Consider the following 19,426-nt stretch of genomic DNA (forward strand, 5'->3'; position numbering starts at 1 on the left):
ATCGCCAGGGTCGCCGGCGACTGGCCCGCCACCCGCTGGGACGAGCTGATGCCGTGGAACTGGGTGCCCCAGACAGATCAGCCAACAGCCCAAGCCGCATAAACTGCGGTCCTCACGCCACGCTTACCCCATAGGCGCTGAATGCATCGCTCCAGCGCAGGCCGTTCCGGTTGACGAACACAATGCCGCTCAACACACGCCTGTCATCCACCCGAGGCTTGCCATTGCTTTTTGAGAAGAACGGCCGAAGCCGCTCGACCTGCTCATCCGTCAGCCAAAACAGGTCACCCATTCCGGTTTCGTTGCGGAGTCTGAATCAGATCGCAACGCTCACATCAATGGGTCCTGACTCGAGCGTCGCCCTCGGCTGGTAGTTCCGCCCTGTTTCAGGCGACCCGTTGCTGAAGACGGCGTCCGAAGGCCTCTGCTTGCCGCTCATATGCCTTCCGTGCCGTTGTCGGTAGAAGGAGATGGAGCAGTCCCCGCGCGCGAGACAGCCCCGCGTAGTGGAGCATGGCCCATCGGTCGTGCCCCACCTCCTCCATGTCGATGGCGATCACGACCTGCCGCTCGAGCCCCTTGAAGGAATGCATCGTAGTGAAGAGCAGCGCGCCGGCCTTCAGCGCCGCTTCGTCGACCGGCTCGGCGAGCTTTCGGCCCGCGATCTCACGGCGGCCGGCGAGCATCGAGTTCTCATGCCGCCGGGTCGAGAGGATCGCTATGTCGCGCGACGGCACGTCGCGCGCGATGAGCTCGCGGACGATCGCGTCCAGCCGCGCGACGCCGTCGTCTCCGCCGGCATGGTAGTGGACTTGGCACTGCGGGCCGTCCGGCGCCCCCGCGACCGCGAGGTCGATGCCGGACGTGATCGAGGCTTGTACCGCGACCTGCCGCGTGTTCCGGCAGTTCTCGAACAGGTCGTCGAACGCGGGTGCGCCCTCCGCGAGCCGCTGCTCAACAGCGTCCTGCGTCTCGACTCCGTAGATGTTCTGGAGCGGGTCGAGGAAGAAGTGCCATCGGCCGCGCCTTAGCCCGTCCTCGACTAAGAGGTCGATCACGTCGAGATGCTCGGGCGTGAGTAGATCTTGGGCCTCGTCCAGCACGACCACGTCCCAACGCTCGGTGGCGCGCTCGCACAGAGCCTCGGCCGCGATCTCGGGGAACCGGCGCGGGAAGAAATTGGGATGCTCCGCATTCTCCGCGTCTAGGCGGTCGAGCATGCCCGCGGCTCTAATTAGCTCGTGGTAAAGCGCGTGGACGTGGCGGACTTCCGGCTTCGGGCCGTCGGCCTCCGCCGCGAGCCCCTGCCGGACATGGCTGGCGAGCAGCTGGTTGAAGCACAGCATGAGGACGCGCTTGCCGCCGGCCGCGAGCTGGCGGGCACGCTCGAGCGCGATCACCGACTTCCCGGTGCCGGCCGGTCCGCGGACGACGGTCCGGGGATTGGCCGCGAGCCGGCGCGAGGCGCGGATCTGCTCGTTGGACAGGTAGAGCAGTCGCGCGTCGACGCCAGTCAGGTAGCCGCCCAAGCTGAGCGCCGTCTCAAGGTCCGGGCGAAGGATCTGGCGGGCGAGCCGAATCTCGTCCGGCCTGAGCCCGCGGTAGTTCCTGCCGTGCTTGTCGGCGCAGACCTCGTGCCAGTGCCTCTGCAGGGCCGAGATGTAGTGGCCTAGCGTGTCGCGGAACTGACGCTTGTCTAGCAGCACCTCCGGAACGATTTCGGCGCCGGTTTGCCTGAATTCGGTGTAGGGCATCACGACCCCGAAGCCGAACAGCGCGTCCTTGAAAGATCCGTTCGCCTCTTGGAGCCTCGACTTGACGGCGTTCATCGCTCCGGACGCCTGCGTCCAAGGGCTCTCGCGCTTGCTGTAGCTCCTGAAGTCGCCGGAGAAGGTCCAGACCCCATCCGAGCAGGACACCTTGCCGCCCTTCACCTCGAGCGCGAACACGCCAAGGGTGGAGAGCACGATCATGTCGGCTTCGCCCCAGATCTTGGTCTCGTGCCCCGGCAGGCCGAGCGAGTGCAGCACCACCCAATCATCCGGAAGCTCGCGCCCGAGCCGCTCGTAGACGAGCCGCTCGCTGTTGGGACACTTGTCGGGGACGTCGGGGATCAGGACTGCCATGAGGCCTCCGGAGCGATCGGGCCGAAGAAGCCCTCGAAGGTGCTCTCGGCGTCGCCCACCAGCACGGCGCGGTCGAGCTCGCGGTTGAAGCGCTCGCAGGCGGTCTCCGGCAGAAGTAGGCAGCAGTGGCATGCCGCACCGCTCACCCGGTCCCCTGATTGCTTTGGGTCTGTCTCTAGGCAGACAGGGTCGCTTCCGCACCACCCCGCGTTCGCGAGTGTCCGCAAGATGATCGGCTCGAGCAGCTCCGGCTCCGCGAGACGCACCAGTCCTCCGAGACTACCCTCGGAGTCGGGTGAGCCTGTGTATACGAGCACGCCGTTCATGATCCGGTTCGAGTCCGAGACGTAGAGGCGTTCCCGGAGCGCTGAAGCCGAGTAGCCGCATTCCACCGAGATCTGGCGGATCAAGGCGTGCGCGAACGAGTGAACGAGCAGTAGGCGCGCCGTGATGGTGTAGTCGCGCTCGTATCCCCGCTGCTCCGCGATCCGCCTGCTGCGTGCCTCCAAGATGTTTGCGCGCTCCACCGCACCGGGACTGGCGGCGATCCACTTGTCGACCGCTTCGGTCCGGAAGCGGAGAAATATGCCCTCGCCTCTGATCTCCGCGCCTGGCAGCCACGAGCGTGGAGTCTTGGAGAGCGGCGAGACCTTCCCTTGGGCGATGGCCTCGGCGACGCGCTCGGCGCTCACCGGGTGCGGTTCGATCCGCGAGAAGCCGGCGAGCGCGCGCACCTCCCGCAGTCTCGAGGCGGCCCCGATCAGATCGAACCAGTTCGCCAGAGCTGGAGGAGGAGTCAGTGCCTCGTTCTGGAATTGCGGGACGATGCCGCCCACGATGGGATCGTTCCTATCCTGCGACAGCGCGTCGTATTCCTGCTCGCGCGCAGCCCGTTCCGTGAGCGCCGGTCCGCCCTCCTCGATCGCCCGGACCCGCCTGTAGGCGGCGAGGAGCTGTGCGACCGGCACGCCGTAGGTCTGCGAGACGCCCGCGAGCACCGATGGCAGCGCGGCGTCGGGAACGCCGTCGAGGAACATCCTAGACTGCTCGATGAGTAGGTTCAGCGCCTCGGATGCCGGCGGGATCGAGAGCGCCGAACCGACGACGCCGAAGTGTATGTTGGACGCACCGCGCTGCAGGGCGCGGACCGGCTCGCGGCAGTCGGCCTGCCGGTCGTGCAGCCAAGGCCGGAAGCCGTCGCACCTCCAGCCGCCGAGCGCGTCGGCGCCGAAGGCGGAGCCGAGCGACTCCCGCGTCGGCCGCTCGGCCGTGCCGCAGCCCTCGCAGGTGACGTAGAGGTCGGCGAGCGAGGCAGACTGCCCATGCGACCCGAGCTTCAGGAGCGGTCGCTGGCAGACGCCCTCCTGCCGCCCCCTGTGCGCCCACCACTCCCACGGGAAGTCGCTGAGGTGGCCCTTTCTGCACGCGACGACGAACCTGACGGGACTGGTGTAAGTGGTGGCGTTCCCGTGCGCCGTGCAACGCAACCGCGCGCCGTCGTCGGCGAGCTCGAAGGGAGCGCCCTCCTTCCCGATTCGGTGGCACTTGGGACACTCGTGCCACTCTGGGAACCTGACTGCCGGCGCCGCGCTGCGCGCGCGCACCTGTGTGGTACCCGCGAGCTGCTCCTTCACGGGTCCCAGCCGGAAGTGGCTGACGCCGAGCATGGACTGGAGCCTCTCCTCGCCGATGCGCAGCGCCGGGAGCGAGTTCACCCGCTCCCAGTCCTCGAGCCCCATCGGCATGAACGATCCCTTTTCGAGATCGACGATCGCGCCGATCCCGAAGGTCGAGACGAGCTGTGAGCGCCGGACGCTGCCGATCGGCTCGATGGCGTCCGTGGCGGCCGGTGCGGGCGCGAAGCGGGGCCGTCTGGCCATCACATTCTCCTGGTCACGGTCTTGAGGGCGAAGGCGGTCGAGGGCTCCACCTCCCGCATGGAGTTCGGCGTGGTCCAAGCGAGGGCTCCGGGCTGGCTGCCCTCCTCGGCGGAGGTCATGAGGTGCGGCTTGGTTCGCCCGTAGGGCGCCGCCCTCTTCCAGTAGACTAGATCCGTGCCTGAGGCCTGCGCGTTCTGGCTGCGCGCCGCCCATTCGGCGACGATGGCGTTCACGTCATCGGCCGATTCGGCCGCCTCAATGCCCAGCGACGCGGATGCCGCCCGGGAGCGGATCGCGGCGATCAGCGGCCCGACGTCCGGAGCCTCCGGATCGAAGGCGGCTGCCGCGTCATCGTCGTCCATTCCGGCGCTCAGGTGTCTTACGGCGGCCGCGACTACCGCGTGTAGCGCTTTGTCACGTGCGCGCGGCGCCCACGGGGTGACGCTGGTCGCCTCCACGCTGCGGTAGAGCGCTCCGTGGTAGGAGAGGAAGTGCTCGAAGTGTGACACGTCGCGAGGACGACCAAAATTGTAGAGGGTCAGCACCAGCCCGTCGATGCCGCGCCCCACGCGGCTGCTGGCCTGGATGTACTCCGCCGTGGACTTTGGCTGGCCGTTCACAAGCATGAGCCCGAGCCGCGACACGTCCACGCCGACCGATATCATGTTGGAGGCGAGCACGGCGTCGCGGGGCTCGGGATCGAACGGGTCAGACCCGTCGGGCAGCGGATTGGCGAGCTCATTGAGGTAGGCCGGAAGATCGCGGGACGAGACTCGGCTGCTAAGCTCAATGGCGTCGGTTTCGAGGCGCCTCGGCCTAGACCCGAGCCTGCTGGCGAGGAAGGCGATCTGGCGTGGAATGTCATCCTGCAGGAGGACGTGCGCGCCGCCCAGCTCGCGAAGGCTGTTGAAGTACAGCACGCTTGTCCAGAAGGGATCGGCGAGCGGCGGCTTGGCCCCGTTCTCGACGAGATGCGCGATGCCTTGGAGCAGCGCGGCCGCAGCCGCCTGCAGGGCGAACTTGGGGCTTCGTCCCGCGGAGCACAGGCCTAGGTAGAGCCGGTCGGCACCCGTCTCGTCGCGCACTGCGAAGAACGAGTCGCCGGCCTCGAAGCCGGATGGCGGGAACTGCAGCACCGGCCGGTCGAACAGGGCCCGCACCTGACGCGACGCCTGCCCGATGGTCGCGGTCGATCCGATCACCTTCGGCCTGACGCCATCTTCCGTGCAGAGCAAGTCGACGACAGTCTCGTATAGACCCGCCATGGAACCGAGCGGGCCGGATATAAGATGCAGCTCGTCTTGGATGATGAGACCCGGCCTAGTGCCACCATCGAGTCCGAAGAGTGCACGCAGGTCGCGCCTCCTCGGAAGCTGCGCGAACTTGTCGATTGTGCCGATAAGAAGGCTCGGCGGAGCGTCGTAGATGAAGTCGTCGACCGTCATGACCGGCAGCGGTTCGCCTCTGCTCGCGCACCGGGCGTTGGCACAACGGATCTCGATGCCGGAATCGGAGGGCGCGCGCGAGTAGCAGCCGGCGTCCAGCCCGCTCCCGCAAACGGGGCAGTCGAGGAGCTGCCGCGGCGTGGACTTGGGCTTCTGGTAGTCGTGCTCGAGGTCAAGCGCGTTCATCGCATCGCCCGTGCGGTTCGGAGTGGCGTCGCCTCCGACGTAGAGCCCGAGGCTGATCGGCGCCTCGCCTAGGTCGGCGCGCTCGATCCGGATCGCGTCGCACGCGCAGATCAGTGCGGCGGCCCGCTGGAACTGCTGCACGGTGAGCAGCCTCAACGTGTAGCGCATCAGCACGTCGACGCCGCCCTCCTCGCGGCGGCGCTCGCTCGTGAGCCGGCGGTGCAGGATCTGGAAGGCGGTCAGCCCCAGATACGCCTCAGTCTTGCCGCCGCCGGTAGGGAACCACAGAAGGTCGACATGATCGCGATCCGGATCCGACCCGTCGACCAGCCCTGGAAGCACCATGAGGATGTAGGCCAGCTGGAACGGGCGCCAGGTCAGCGGACCGGCCCGGTCCGCTTTTGAGGCGAACCGGGACTGCCGGTCCATCGCCTCGTTGGAGAGCGTGAACGCGCGCCACGCGTGGCGGTCGGTCCGGAGCGTGGCGATGCCCGCCCTGATCCGGCGGAGCGCGTCGCGGCAGCGCTGGAGGTTGCGCTCGGCTGCGTCCCCCAGATCCCCTTCGAACGTCGTGACCCGGACTGCCAGCGTGCTGTCGATCCACGCCTCGTAGGTGGTGGCGAAGTCCTCCAGCGCCGCCAGAACCTCTTCACGCCCTTCCTCTCGTGAGAGCCACGAGGCGGAGAGCGCCTGCTCGTGCCGGCCGAGGAAATCCCGGAGCGACCCGTGGCCGGATGCGCTCATGCCCTTGACCAGCGCGGCGGGCATCCAGGCGGTCTCGAGACGTGCCACTCGGCGCTGCTCGGACGGCTCCCACTCGACGGCCACTCCGTGACCGGCGGCGTATTCGAGCACGTCGCGGTAAAGGAGGGTCGCTGAGAGCGCGTCCTCGTCCGCCCCGACCGTTGCGGGCGCGGGCCGTGGCCTGATCGCCCCGCCGCCGTCCGCCGCGAGCGCCTTCACCTCCAGTCCCGACTGGAGCAGGCAGAACTCGTCGCGCATTCGGTCTTCGGTCGGCTGCGCCCTGTTGATGAGGGTCAGTGTCAGCACCTGCCGGCCGTCGGTGATCCGCCGCCTGACGTGCAGACAGACGGAGGGATCGGAGACCGGCGCGCCGTCGGCTCCGGAGAACTGGTGGACCCGCCACGTCCCGGCCGCGCCGGGCGCGATCTCGAGCCGGTAGTCGAGCTGTCGCCTCAACCACATGCGTCTGGGTTTTCCGCCCTCCTTCAGCGGTTCGCGCTCAATAGCTACGTAGCGCGCGGTTCGCGCGGTCGAGACCAAGATGGTAGCCTGCTCGTCGGCGGCGAAGGTCAGGCCGAGCGAGCATGGCCTGACGGCCCGGTATCCGGGCACGCCGGCATCGGCCTCGCCGTCCATCTCCTGCGGCGCACCGTCGTCTTGGTCGTCCTCGATCGCACCAAGGATCTCGCCCTCCGGCCAGAGGATGCCGGTGAGATAGGTGTCGACGGGCGCGGAGGCGATCTCCTCGTCGTCGGCTAGCGGGCCGAGCAGGAGAGCGGTCGCGGTGGACACGAGGTCGCTGCGGACCGGTCGGTGGTCGAGGCGGGTCAATCCTTGTCCTTCCACGTTTGGAAATCGCCGGTGCCGAAGAGTCCGACGCCAAGCCACAGTCCGCTCGTGCGCTCCGGTTCGCCAAGCCGGTCAGTGTCGCCGGCGGAGACCGTGCCGACCGACGAAATCCTGAGGTTCAGGATCGTGGGCGGCAGCTTGTAGCCTTTCTTGTGCAGCACCTTCAGCAGATCCTTCGAGAGCTGGTTGGCGGTCCGGCCGAGCAGCCTGCCCGGCTTGTTGCCCTCCTGGAGATGGATGTGCCACTCGGCATGGTCGCCGGCCCGATGCTTGCAGAGCATGACCTTACGCCCCGGCAGGGTGGCGGCCTCAGTCAAGAGAAGTGCCTGCAGCGCCTCCACGCCTTCAGCTCCTCCTAGCAGTTCGGGATCCGCGAAGCCGAGCGGGTCGATGTCGCCGCGCAGCCCCATCTCCATGTTGATCCACCGCTTGCGCCAGCATGACAGCCGCCGGCGCCCGTCGGCGAAATCCCAATGGACAGGGACGCGGTAGATCTGACCCGCGGGTGCGCGTTCGAGCGTCCGTCCGGCCCGTGTCATGCCAACGTAAGCGACGCTGGCCCGCTCCCCCGGATCATCTTCCACGCCGTCGTCTCGCTTCTGGCGCTCTTTCGGCTCGAGCAGGGTGACGGCGTCGAACTCCATGCCCTTGGACTGGTGGACGGTCGTGACGATCACGCCGCCCTCGGCGACGGGCTGGTCGTCTGGGAAGGCGTCGGGCCACGTGAGGCGGTCGCGAAGCTGGGCCATGTCGATGGCGTTGGCGTCCTCGGCGGCCCCGCTCGCACGCGCGAGCCGCAGCCAAGCCACCTCCTCGACCGGCAATCCCAGCCGTGCGCAACCCTCCTTACCCCAAGCATCTGCGAGATGGGTGTGGATGCGGCCGAACTGCGATCGCGGTACCGAAGTGGACCGCGCCTTCCTGAGCAGCGCTCCGATCCACGCGGGCGGCAGCGCGGTGTGCCTGCCGGCGTGCAGCCGGACGGGGACCGCCGTGGCTTCAGTTTCTTGGCCGTAGAGTGCCTGCAGCACCCGTAGCGCCTCCCCGTTGGTCTGCGTCAGTATCGCGCGGCTGCCTCCCGTGGCGGCCTCCAGCAGGCCGCGCCCCAGCGGCTTCGCTGGCTCCGGCAGCGCCGAGATCGCGGCCAGCATTACCCGGAGCTTCTCCCGTTCGGGACGGTCGCCGAGTAGGACGGTTCTAAGGCTCGACGACGTTTGTGCGAGGGATGCCTCCGCCCGGTGGTTCCTGACCAGTGACCCATGCGTGAGCTCGCCGTCGTAGAGCCGGCCTACCTCGTCCCAATACTGTTTCGGCGTCGGGAAGGGGGTTCCATCCTCGCGTGCGCCGCTGGCGAAGCCGTAGATCGCCTGCGCCGGGTCACCGAGAATCGTGAATCCGCAGCCTTCTTGGCCCCGGGGCGCCAGAAGGGCGAGAAGCGCCAGGACGAGGTCGCCGCGAACACCGGGCAGGTCTTGGAACTCGTCCACGACGATGTGCCGCCGGTCGCCGATGAAGCGGCGCACGTCGTCCCGGCGATCGCCTCCCATGAGTTCGGTGAGCGCGGCAATGTTGTGGTCGTGTGGTCGGGTGATAAGCGTTTGGGGCGCTTCGCCAAGCAGGCGGAGCATCCTGAACGCCCAAGAGTCGAAGGTCCTGATCGATAGGTGGCGAAGCTCTTCGACGACGCGCGCGTCAGTTTCGCCGATCCTTCCGATGCGCTGGGTCAGTGTTCGCACCGCGCTGCGCGAGAAGCTCAGGACGAGAAGCTGCGAGGGCGAGAGCTCCCGTCTGACGAGCCCCGCGAGCCGCCGGGCCGCGATCTCCGTCTTGCCGGTACCCGGACCCGCGTCGACCAGCATCCGTGCTGAAGCCGAGGCTCCTGCGATGCAATTGCGGACCGCCGTGTCGTCCGGAGGAGCCTCCGGCTCGGGCCTGTTGACGCGCGGCTGCCGTGGTCCGTCCGCCTCGTTGTCGAGTGGAGTTCCATTGATCTCGATCCGGCCCTCGTGCAGGCGCCAGAGGTGACGACGATACATCACCGCAGGTCCGCCCTTGGCTTCCCGGAGCGGACGTTCCACCGTCTCTATGAGCTTGCCCGCCTTCTCGACGGCGACCTGCACAGTGCTCATGATCCCTCCCGTTCGCAGGCTAGCCGGCTGTAAGGGAAACGCAAGTGGCTGCCATCCGGTCGTGTAAGCCGGGAGGCGACGAGTGCCTGCTTGAGGCAGGGCGATCGCGACGTCGGGCAGTCCCCTTTCCCGACTTACTCACGCCCGCCGCCTGCCACGGCGGGCGCGCTTCCGGAAGCATAGATGCGCGTCGAATATAGTGGTGGATCCGCGGGCTCATGCCGCCGCCCGCTCCCGCCCGGCTTCGAAGAACTGCCTGCAAAAGTGGTAGGCCAGCCGGTCGCGGTAGGTGAGGATGTTGTCCTCTACGGTCGCCACTTCGCAGTGCGGCGTGCCTCCGTTCGCCGGCCCCCGCAGACCGCGCCCGACCATCTGCATGTATCGGACCGCACTGAATACCGGTCGCGAGATCAGGATCATGTCCGACTTGGGTGCATCGAAGCCCGTGGTGAGCACCGAGTGGTTGCAGAGGACTCTGAGCTCGCCCTCCCGGAAGCGTCGGATGAAGTGCTGACGGGCGAGGCGGTCCGTCTCCCCACTGACCGCCGCCGCCGGGCAGCCGGCGAGGTGGAGCCGCGCCGCTAGGTACTGGCCGTGGGCTACGGAATTGGCGAACAGGAGGATGGAGGAGGCTTGGCTGGCGAGCACGTGCTCGAAGATCAGGTCGTTGCGCTCCCTGTCGTGTCCGATCCGTTCGATAACGTGCTCCGGCAGCTCCCCATACTGGTCAAAGTGACGTCGCTCCGCCTCGCTCAGCTCGACGGGCCGGTCGTATCTGATCGGGCTGTAACGCATCTCCGCGAGCACGCCGCGCCGCCTTAGGGCGTCGTGCAGGCCCGCTTGGTCACGCGGCAGCCATCGTCGATCAAAGCGAGCGGCGAGACGTGCGGACTCGTCCTCGTCGCGACCACGCCACGGGGTAGCGCTCAGCCCTAGCACGGGCGGCTCCCGGTCCCGGGCGGTCTCGGTCCCAGTCTGCACGTCGAGCCAGCGCAGTAGCGAGCTGTAGCTTGGCGCGATAGCGTGGTGACACTCGTCGATCACGACGACCCCGGGGCGGCTTAGCCATTCTAGACCGCGCACGTCGAACCGCAGGTTCAGCGTCTGAATGCTCGCCACGACGACGACCGGCTCGTCCGCGGCCGGAGGGCGTGGGTCCGGCTGGCCGGCCCAGAGCCTCGCGACCCTGAGATCTTGCCCCTCCCGGCCGAGGTTGGACCAGAGCTGCCGGAAGCACTGCACGGCCTGCTCGCACAGCTCGTCCGTCTGCGCGACCCACAGCGCGCTCCGCTCGCCCTCGCCGTTGAGGACGAGCCTCACGACGGCTTCCGCAGCCACCCTCGTCTTGCCGCCCCCGGTAGGCAGGCTTACGACCGCGCGCCGTCTTCCCCGTCCGCTCTCAATGAGCTCGCGAAGTGAGGCGAGGATGTCGTGCTGGTAGTCGTGCAGGTTCGGCAGAGGAGCAGGGCCTGAGACCAGCAGCTCGGGATCGCGCCTCACGCTGACGCTACTCCCGTACTCAGCGGGGAACCCCAGTTCCGTCGCGAACTCCCGCGCCCTCTCGCCGCCCCAGCGCTCGGGAGGCTGCAGGCCCGACGAGGCGAGCGCCGCTTGGAGTCTGGAGAGGATGGCCGGTCCGTTGATCGCGATGGCGAGTTCGGCGATCGTCACCGCCTCCGCCTTGCCGCACAGCGCGCGCACGGCCGGCTGCGGAAGGGTGGCGAGGAGGACGGCGGGATCGCCGCCGACTGCCCGCAGCAGTCGCAGCGGCAGGTTGGGCTCCGAGCGCACGTTCGCACGTGCTTCGGCCGCGCGGGCGCTGCTAAGCAAGGCCATGGCCTCGGCAGGATCGGTCGGGAGCAGCCCGAAGCCGTGGAGCGCTTGAACGAGCGCCTTGACGCCGTCCGCCCAAGACAGTGCGCTCATCCGGTCGCGGTCGAGAAGCACCACGCCGGTCGCGTCGCGGGCGACCGGAGGCTCCCGGTCCTGGTAGCCGCTGCGCTCCGACAGTCCGAAGACCCACATCGCATCGGGCGGGGTGACCGAGGCGAACAGTGGCGACAGCTCGGGGAATAGGCCGGTAAGAGGACCCGGCCTGTCCAGCGTGTCGTCGTAGGAGGTCTCGGTGTGTTCGGCGAGCAGCCGGGCGCCGGCGTCGATCCATAAGTCCGCTGCGGCGGGTGACAGGGTGATGAGGCGTCCGTCCTCACTTGCGCTGGCGGCTTGGTCTCTGTCGACGCTGACGAACACCTGATCGATCGGTAGTGGTCCGTCGCGGGTCGGCACGACCGGAGGCACAGCCCCGTCGCGGACTGCCCCCTCCCAAACGGGGCACAGCCTGTCGAACCGGTCCCTGACCTGCGCGGCGGCGGAGAACACCGCCGACCAGGCTCCGGCCACCTCCGTCGGATCGGCCGACTTCCCGCGACCGAGGGGATCGAGTTCGGTCGGCTCGGCCATCGCGCGACGGAAGGCGGTGACGGCCGCTCCGTCGCATAGCCCTGCGGCGTCCAGCACCAGTGCCGTCTCCTCCGGCGCCGCCCTCAGCGCGACGATGCTGTCGCCGATTCGCACCCGTCCATGCTCCGCAAGGATCGCGAGGAACGGATGCGGCGCGGTGAACTCTTCGTAATTCTCGCGACGGGTGAGATGACCGAAGGTCACCGCATCGAACAAATTACCGTCACCGTCGCCTCCGATGGCGGTCGTCTGCCGTCTTAGCGCCGCGATGCACTGGCTCCCCAGATCCGCCGCGAGCCCCGCGGGTGCGAAGGGCAGGATCTTCCAGCCGTGCGGCATGTCGATGATGCTCGCTTGAAGGACCCCCGTCTTGCCCCAGCGCGGACTGCCCTTCATCCTCGGCCAGCCGAGCGAGCGGAGGTTGCTGAAGTAGCCCTCGACCAAGCGCCCCGCACGCCCGGTGAGTTCGATGCCGAACCGGACGCCGGGCGGCGGCAGGCGTGCGAGCAGCCACGCCGGCAGCCGTGACGCGTGCGGTGCATGGAAGTCGCGGTCGAGCGCCAGCTCGTTGGGCACGTCGTCCGCCTCATCAACGGAGGGGACGACGAGCTCGTCGCGGGGCCTGAACGCGCCCGTCCTGTCACGGAACCTAAGGTCGTTTGCGTTCACGTTCGCCAAGAAGGCGGACGCCGCCTCTGGAGGAGCATCCGCGAGGTTCGCCCAGAACGGGACCCAGTTGTCGCCGCCCGACGCCTTTGCGGCGGCCAAGGCGCCGGCGAGCACGTCGCCCCAGACATCCTCCGCCATCTCCCGCACTCCGAGGATGCGCGTGAGCACGTCCTTGGATCTCTCGTCTGCGACGACGGCCGGGGCGACGGGCTCGAGGCCGGCCGGCGCGCTGCCGGACGTGATGATTGTCAGCGCGGCCGGCGCCAGACGCCCGCCGGCGGTGGGGATGATCGCCGCGGCGCGCAGATCCTGCGGGGCGAGAAGCTTGCGCTCCGCCGCGTCGCCGACGAGCGAGAGCAGCGCTGTCGCGGTGGTCGGGTCGATGCTCGCGGCGCGTTCCAGCCAACGAGGCGCGGTGACGATCCCCAAGGCTTCGGGCCTGCCCGAAAGGGACCTGTTGCGCCGGCCGGTCGCCTCCTGCGCGAGCGCGGTGAGCCGCGCCCCGCGGCTCCGGCCCGCTTGGCAGGTCGGGTGCACGAACGGTCCCGTGCGCATCTCGCCCGCGATGCCATGCCAGCGCCGCAGCAGCTCGGCGTCCTGTGTCGGATGCCGCAGCAGCTCGGCTGCGCGCCGGAGACTGCCAGTCCCGTCCGCCACAATTGGGCGGTCAGCGAGCAGGTCCCAAAGCGGCTTCACGAGCGAGGCCGCGATCTCGTCCTGCCGCTCGAGCTGTCTCGGAAGCGCGCCGATCGGGATGCCCGGGTCCTCAGTCGTCGCGAGGTAGCCCATGTGGTCGGCCATCAGCTTCGCGGCTTCCTGCATGAGGGCCTCGTTCCACGCCCCCTTGATGACGCCCGTGCGGTCGCTGTTCAGCTTCCAGGGCGCGTTAAGGATGCCTTCGGCGAGCGTCTGGCTCTGCGTGGGGAAGAAGGCCCAGAACTGTCCGGCCGCCTCACGCCCGCCGACCGGCACGGCCCATGCGAGGGGCACCTCGTCGCGGGCCTGCAGATGGAGGGCGTCAGCGATCGCAGCGGCATCCGTGATCCGAACCCGCCGTTGGAACACGCGCCAGCGGGTCTCGCTCTGTTCGTCGCCGACGACTAGGAGGTCGCCATCGTGCCTGCGCGTGATGATGCGCAGCGGACCCCCGTCCACGTTGAGCACGAGTTCCACGTCGGCGTCGAGGAAGAGGAGAAACTCCGCGGGAAAGGAGACCATCTCGCTGACGAGCCGCTCGCGGACGGCGGGGTCCGCCACCTCGGCGGTGACCACCGTCGTCGCCCAGTCGAGGTCTCCGTCGGGTCGAAGCGGCCCGCTCGGATCGGCGGGATCCACGGCCACCGCGAGGCGCATGCCGGGTGCGCGGGCGCCCGTCTCAAGTCCGAGCCGCTGCCTGATCGTAGTGCGGCACCATTCGGGGTCGAATCGCAGGCCGACGGAGCGGCTGACGATCTCGACTGCCCCGCCGAGTTTCAGGAGCGACTTGAAGCCAATGCCGAACCGGCCGATCTGACCGGCGCGCTTGGACGAGCTCCTCGCGTTCAGCAGGGCGACGATGCCGCCCTCGTCCAGCGCAGCGCCGGTGTTCGCCGCGACGATGCGGTCGCGCTCGAGCGTAATCTGGATGCGCCCGCTCGAGTCCCCGGCCTCTCCGATCGCGTCGGCGGCGTTCTGGACGAGTTCGAAGAGCTGCCTCCAAGCGTACCCGCCGGAAAGCACTTCCACCTCGGTCTCGTAGTGCTCGTTGACGTCGCGCGGCTGTGCCTCGTAGGCCCGCATGCGGCGTTCGCACTCCTCGACGATGAAGGGTGCGAGTCTATCATAGCCGCCGCTAGTCGCGGCGGGGTTCACAATTGCCATTCTGCCCCTGTCCCCCCTTCGTGCGCCGTCGAATGTGACCGATGTAGGCAGGCTTGTTAAGCCGTCATGGACACTCGATCGAAAGTCGATCAACCGAGCTGTGCCGGCGATCGGACGTCGGCCCGTTCAGGCTCATGCGGTCGCGCTGACGGACGGCCGTGTGATATTTTGGTGGTGATCCTACCGTCTTCATCGCGCAGCTCATCGAATGGTCGATACAGTTCGAGCGGCCAACGGGTTCCACTTGATGCGAGTCGAGTGAACCAGCCGTTTCCGAACGGTTGTCCGAAGCTGAGGGGCTGAAAAGTCAGCATGAACGTCCGGAACTGGGTCATTGGATTACGCGAAGCCGTCCGGCAGCATTCGACCACATCCTGACGCTCCGATCAGCACCCCCAATGTCTTCTTCTGACATAACTTGCCGAAGGCCGGGTAACGATCCGATGCCGGTGCGAAGAAATCTTGGCGAACGCACAAGATCAACTCCGCTTGCGGCTTGCAGCACCAACATCAAAGAGCATCATGGCACTGTTCGGAATCGACGGCGCCGCTATAGGAAGAAGATGTTCGGGGAGCATTACGATCTCAGTCGCCGGTTTCGTCCGGCTACCAAGGAAGGGGACGAGGACCGGCCGTTCCGGGGGCTGCTCGGCGAGGACCTGAAAGGCATGCCGGCGTGGCCCGAACTGCTGGAGAAGCGCCGCACCATCGTTCTGGCCGAGGCGGGCAGCGGCAAGTCCAGCGAATTCGACTATCAATGTTCTGCGCTGCGCCAGGCGAACAAGTTTGCGTTCAAGGTGACTGTGCGCGACGTCGCGGACGCCGGCCTCGAGGCGTCGCTCGTTCCGGCCGACCGCGCTCGATTTGCGCAATGGCGGGCAGACCCGGACGCGCCTTGTTGGCTGTTCGTGGACTCGGTCGACGAAGCCAAGGACCAAGGACATCATTTCGACGCCGCCTGTCGGAAGCTGGCCGATGCAATCGCCGGGCTGGAGGAGCGCGTTCATCTCTACATCTCGAGCCGTTATACCGATTGGGATAAGACGGCTGATCGCATCTCGGTCGAGAAATGGCTCTCGCTCCCCGAGCCGCCCCCTCCGCCGACCGATGTCGCGGACGAGGTTCGCGCGACACTGCAGAACCGGGACGAAAGTCCGCCAAGAGTGCGCGAAGAGATCAGTGTCCTGGTCATGGAGCCGCTCAGCCGCTGGCAGGTCGAGCGCTTCGCGCGTGCCTCGGGCATCGAGGCGATCGATGCTCTCCTGGCTGCCGTCGATCATGGCAGCCTCTGGGAATTCGCGGCGCGGCCGATGGACCTAGGTTGGATGGTGGAGTTCTGGCGCGATCATAAGCGGCTCGGCTCGCTTCGGGAGATGATCGAGGCCAGCCTAAAGGCGAGACTGCTCGATCCCGATCCGCTTCGCCGCAAGCGCGATCCGCTCGACCTCGCCAAGGGCGCTCACGCCATCGACCGGATTGGAGCAGCATTTTTGCTGTGCGGGCGCGATTCCGTGCGGGTCCCTGCCGCCGGCCTGGACCTGTCGCCTCCCGAGCGCTCGATGCCGATCGAGGAGATCCTGCCGGACTGGCCCGACGGCGAACGGCTTCTGCTGCTGGGGCGCCCGGTCTTTGATCCGGCGACGCTAGGCCGGGCGCGGCTGCACAACGACAATGAGGCGACGCTGCGATGCTATTTGCTGGCGCGCTGGCTGGGATGGCTTCTCGCTGAGGGGTGTCCCGTGGCGGTGGTGCGCGATCTCCTGTTCGCCGATACCTATGGCTATCGGCTGGTTCGGCCGGAGATGGTCGAGGTGTCGGCATGGCTGGCCGGCAAGAATGATGCGATCGCCGCCTCACTCATCGCTCGGTCGCCCTATAATCTTCTGCGCTATGGTGATCCGGGATCGTTGCCGATACCGGTGCGGGTCAAAGCATTTGCGGCGGCGCTCGCGCAGGTCGAGACGATCGATCCGCAGAAGCTCTGGTTCGGCGAGCAGGGGCTTCGCCGGTTCGCCGATCCCGGTCTCGACGACCATATCCCGGGTTGGTGGGAGATTGCCAAAGGCGATGAGGAAGCGCGGCACCTTCTGCTGCGCCTCGTCGATTTCGGCGGCCAGAAAGGCGGTCTTCCCGTGGTGCGCCAAGTTGCCTACGACCGCAGCACCGACGAGATCACGCAGCTGCTCGCGGGCCGGGCTCTTCTGAAGCTCGGCGAGAAGGCAGATCGCACCGCCTATGCACGGCACGTTGTGGAGCATGGGTCCGATCTCTCACGCTCGATCATTCTCCAGGCCCTGGACGCGCTGTTCCCGGAGGAGATCGATGTTGAGGCATTCTTCGCGTTGATCGACAATGCCGGGGTCACGGGCGAGGACGACATTGCGACCATACTGCCGCTGGGCAGTGAGCTGCCGGCGGGCTTGACGCGCCGGGAAGACTTGCACCGTTTCCTGACGGAAGTCGTCGCTCGGTCCGGCGATTTCAGCGGCGACACGGTCGACGACGACAAGCCGTTTCGCGAGGCCTTCTCGCAGATGGCAGCCAGCGCGGCGCTTCATCTCCTCGACTATCATCCGTCGGACATCCCAGATGTCGTCACGGATCTCTTCCTACTGCTGCACGAATCGCACCGTCGGATCGGGTCCGAGGCAAGCTTCAAGGCGCTGGGCGAGGCATTTGGTGCATCGCCGGGGCGGCGCCGCACGTCGCTCTGGCGGTCGATCGTGCGGCTACGCACGCATCCCTATGCGCGTGACGATGGCGAGCTCAACATCTGGTTCGTCCAGCATCTCGGATGGCCGGTGCTGCTGAGTCTCGCCGACATCGACTGGCTCCTCCTCGATATGCGCGAGCGAACCGACCGGCAGGATCGGCTGACGGCGCTCCGCGCGGCGCATACGCTCTGGCGGGATTTCGGGGGCACCGACAGAGACATGCAGCGCATCGTCGACGCCGTCGCCGACGATGCGGAGCTCTCAGCCCAGCTTGCGGCCTGGCGGTCGCCGCCGCCTGAGACGCCCGAGATGGTCGAGCGAATGGCTGGGTTCGAAGCGGCGCGGAAGCGCAATGAACACCAAGCTGAAGCGCGCGATCAGAGCTGGGTCAAGCTCATCAACAAGCTCCGTGACGATCCGAACTTCTTCGACAGCTTGTCGCCTCAGACCGACGAGACCGTAGACTCGCGCCTCTATCATCTCTGGCAGTTCCTCTCCTGGCGGACCCAGTCCCGCTCGCGCTACTCGATCGACAGCCTCGATGTGGTCGAGCCGGTGTTCGGGCCGGAGATGACAAGACGCTTCGGCGAGGCTTTGATGGCGTTCGCCTATAAGCGCACTCCGGTCGGAACCGTCGAAGAGGCCGCCCAGCGCCGCACGGTCACGAGCTTCGACATCATGGCATTGACCGGCATGTCGCTGGCGGCAGCCACGGTCCCGAACTGGGCGGAGCAGCTCGATCCAGCCTGCGCCGCGCAGGCGGCGCGGCTGGCCGTGATCGAGCTCAACGGCTTTCCTGACTATCTCGTACCGCTCAGCCAGGCGCATCCCGAGGCCGTGCGCTCGGTATTGTGGCGGGCGTCTCGCGCGCAGCTCGACCGGGTCAATGAGGTGGACCACGGGATGCTCGACCGGCTGGAATATGCCGATGGCGTGCTTGCCCGGCTGCTGGTTCCGGACCTGATCGATTATCTGCGCGACCATGACGATCTGGCAGCCGTGGCGCTCGAGAAGATCGTCTCGGTGCTGATCCAAGCGCAGCCTTTCCTGTCCGAGGGATTGGCGGAGCTGGCCGAAGCGCGCGCGACGGCGGCGACCGACCCCGTGGTCGCAGCCTATTATCTGCTGCTTCTCTTCGCGCTGGAGGGCGATTGTGCCGTCGACCGGCTGCGCGAGAAAATGAGCATGCTCGACGGTCAGGACCAGACCGCCTTGTGCTGCACTTTGTTGCCGCGGCTGTTCGGTGGCCGGTTCAATCGCACCGTAGCACCGCCACTGCCTCTTTCCGCCGAGCGGCTCGAGCAATTGCTCATCATTGCGTTCGAGGGTGTCCGGCCCGCGGACGACATCGTGCGCGCGAACGGCAAGGTCTATTCCCCGGGATTGCGCGATGAGGCGCAGGACGCGCGGCATATGATCTTCGACAGGCTACTGAAGACGCCCGGCGAAGCCACACAGGCCGCGATCCGGCGCATGGCGGAGATCCCCGATTTTCCGATCGAGCCCAAGCATCTGCGCATCCATGCCGAGCGACATACCGAGGTGAATTCGGTGCTAGCCGCCTGGCTGCCGTCCGACGTGATCGTATTCGAGCAGAGTTTCGATCGTGCGCCGCGCACGACGGAAGATCTGCAACTGATAGCGCGGCGCAGGCTTGAGGCAATCGAGCATGATCTTCTTCACGGCAAGTTCGCGCAGGGCGATACGTTGCAGGGACTGGCCGACGAGAATGCGGTTCAACGATGGGTCGCGACCCAACTCGATGAGCGGCGCAAGGAAGCCTATACCATACAGCGCGAGACCCATTTCGCGGATGAAAAGGAACCCGACATCACGCTAACGAGCCGACATGGCGGTGTCGACCTGCCGATCGAGATCAAGGTGGCGGATGGCCTTTCGGTCAAGCAGTTGGAAGCGGCGCTCGAAGTTCAACTTTGCGGTCAGTATCTGCGCCATGAGACGGCGCGTCGCGGCATCCTGCTCCTCGTCCTCCAGCAGCCGCGCCCGGGCGGCTGGGAAATCGCACCGGGCGACCCACTCGTCCCCTTCTCCGTCGTCATGGACCACCTTCATGCGCGCGCACGGGCAATGCGCGAAAGCGCCGCGACCGGTCCGCAACCGATTGTGTGCGCGATCGACGTCTCCGGGGTGGTCCCGCTCAAGGACAAGCGCACGGCCGCGCGAGCCAAACGCAAGTCGAACACAGCGAAGACCAGAACATCGATCAAGGCACGGTCCAAACGATGCACGTAAGCGGCCCGCCAGGAAAGCGACCCATCCCGGTTGTTTGCCAGATCCGCGTCACAGTTCGACATCTGCGAGGCCTCTGTAGGCGTGGCGGAACCGTGCTGGCAGGTGACCGCG

General features: G+C 67.3%; 6 protein-coding genes and 1 pseudogene. 1 reads left to right on the forward strand and 6 read right to left on the reverse strand.

The annotated features are described in order from the left end of the window. Nucleotides 1-127 precede the first annotated feature (127 nt). The 6 genes and pseudogenes from CA237_RS16795 to CA237_RS16820 all read right to left on the reverse strand — a co-directional run. A pseudogene (locus tag CA237_RS16795) lies at nt 128-292 on the reverse strand (transposase); the annotation flags it as partial. A 94-nt stretch (nt 293-386) separates the two neighbouring features. Continuing rightward, nucleotides 387-2,126 carry an NERD domain-containing protein/DEAD/DEAH box helicase gene (locus tag CA237_RS16800; RefSeq protein WP_066693042.1) on the reverse strand — a complete coding sequence of 580 codons (1,740 nt, stop codon included), beginning with the start codon at nt 2,124-2,126 and terminating at the stop codon, nt 387-389. After that, nucleotides 2,114-4,006 (reverse strand): DUF1998 domain-containing protein, encoded by a 1,893-nt coding sequence (locus tag CA237_RS16805; RefSeq protein WP_066693043.1) that lies wholly within the window; start codon nt 4,004-4,006, stop codon nt 2,114-2,116. The genes CA237_RS16800 and CA237_RS16805 overlap by 13 nt, the downstream gene beginning before the upstream one ends. After that, nucleotides 4,006-7,212 carry a helicase C-terminal domain-containing protein gene (locus tag CA237_RS16810; RefSeq protein WP_066693044.1) on the reverse strand — a complete coding sequence of 1,069 codons (3,207 nt, stop codon included), beginning with the start codon at nt 7,210-7,212 and terminating at the stop codon, nt 4,006-4,008. Before CA237_RS16810 ends, CA237_RS16805 begins: the two co-directional genes overlap by 1 nt. Next, entirely contained in the window at nt 7,209-9,359 is a 2,151-nt protein-coding gene (locus tag CA237_RS16815) for a UvrD-helicase domain-containing protein (protein ID WP_066693046.1), read from the reverse strand. The genes CA237_RS16810 and CA237_RS16815 overlap by 4 nt, the downstream gene beginning before the upstream one ends. A gap of 216 nt (nt 9,360-9,575) precedes the next feature. Beyond that, complete coding sequence (locus tag CA237_RS16820; protein WP_066693049.1) at nt 9,576-14,348, reverse strand: DEAD/DEAH box helicase; 4,773 nt, start codon at nt 14,346-14,348, stop codon at nt 9,576-9,578. Nucleotides 14,349-14,911: 563 nt separating this feature from the next. Here CA237_RS16820 and CA237_RS16825 point away from each other — a divergent pair. Continuing rightward, nucleotides 14,912-19,315: a hypothetical protein gene (locus tag CA237_RS16825; protein WP_066693052.1), complete on the forward strand. Its 4,404-nt coding sequence runs from the start codon at nt 14,912-14,914 to the stop codon at nt 19,313-19,315. Nucleotides 19,316-19,426: the final 111 nt, after the last annotated feature.

The sequence above is a fragment of the Sphingomonas sp. ABOLH genome, from assembly GCF_003951715.1.
GTDB lineage: Bacteria > Pseudomonadota > Alphaproteobacteria > Sphingomonadales > Sphingomonadaceae > Sphingomonas > Sphingomonas hankookensis_A.